The following is a 1105-nucleotide window of genomic DNA, read 5'->3' on the forward strand; positions in this document are numbered from 1 at the left end:
TAGTGATCATGGGCCGCATCGTAGATGAAGTCCGGCTTCGTGAAGTGGCCGTGTTTTGCCCGGCCGGTGGTGTCGACCTTGGGAACGCACGGCAGCACGCCGGTGCCTTCGCATTCCAATATCTGAGCGCCGTTATAGTAGCCGCGATCAGCCAGCACCGTCAGTTCATCTGAACCTATGGCGTCCAGCGCCGCCCGTCCCATCGGGGCCAACTGTGTGCGGTCATGGCCATCGTTCAGCACCTCGTGCGCGACGATCAGGTGATGCTCGGTATCGACCGCGGTCTGGACATTATAACCCACCATGCCGGTGCCACGGCCTGAGGTCGCCATGGACCGTGCATCGGGATCGGTGAGGGATATCTGGTTATCTGGCGCCTCCTCGACCTGGGCAGCCATATCCTTCAGATACTGCATCTGACGCTGCAGTCCGGCGATCTTTTCCCGGATTTTGTCGGTCCGCACCTCAGGCACATCGCTGTCTTCGCGATCGGCGCGGTCCAGGGTGACCAGATAGCGGTCGATGCTTGCCTCGACCTGCTCGATCCGCTTGGCCGCCTTATGTGCCGTGAAGTTGCGATCCCGGTTATTTACCGCTTTGAACTTGCTGCCATCCACCGCCACCATGGCGCCGATGAACAGGCCCATGCCGCGGCATAGCATCACGAACTGTCCACACACCGCTCGGATCGCAGCGCCATTGTCGCGACGGAAGTTGGCGATGGTCTTGAAGTCAGGCGCCAGCCGGCCAGTCAGCCACATAAGTTCGATATTACGACCAGCTTCCCTTTCGAGACGGCGGCTCGACTGGATGCTGTTGAGATAGCCATACAGATAGATCTTCAGCATTGTCGCTGGGTGATAGGCAGGTCGCCCCGTCGATGCTGGCTCCATACCGGCAAAGCTGAGAACCGCTAAATCCAGCTCATCTATGAAGGCCTCAACCACCCGAACCGGGTTATCCTCGGCAATATAATCATCCAGCGATGCAGGCAGAAAACTGGCTTGCCGGCGATCTTCCCCTTCGACGAAACGGCCCATGACCAAGTCTCCCGAGACGCCAGAAAACCCTATCATACAAAGGCGTTTTTACACAGCCTCGGTCG

1 protein-coding gene is annotated in these 1105 nt (G+C 58.7%); it reads right to left on the reverse strand.

All coding sequences use genetic code 11. The features are described from left to right. On the reverse strand, window positions 1-1040 hold a 1040-nt coding region (locus GGQ90_RS28925; protein WP_188084661.1), incomplete at its 3' end, for an IS1182 family transposase. Between the last annotated feature and the right edge of the window lie 65 nt (window positions 1041-1105).

This window comes from Sphingobium scionense (assembly GCF_014197035.1).
Taxonomy (GTDB): domain Bacteria; phylum Pseudomonadota; class Alphaproteobacteria; order Sphingomonadales; family Sphingomonadaceae; genus Sphingobium; species Sphingobium scionense.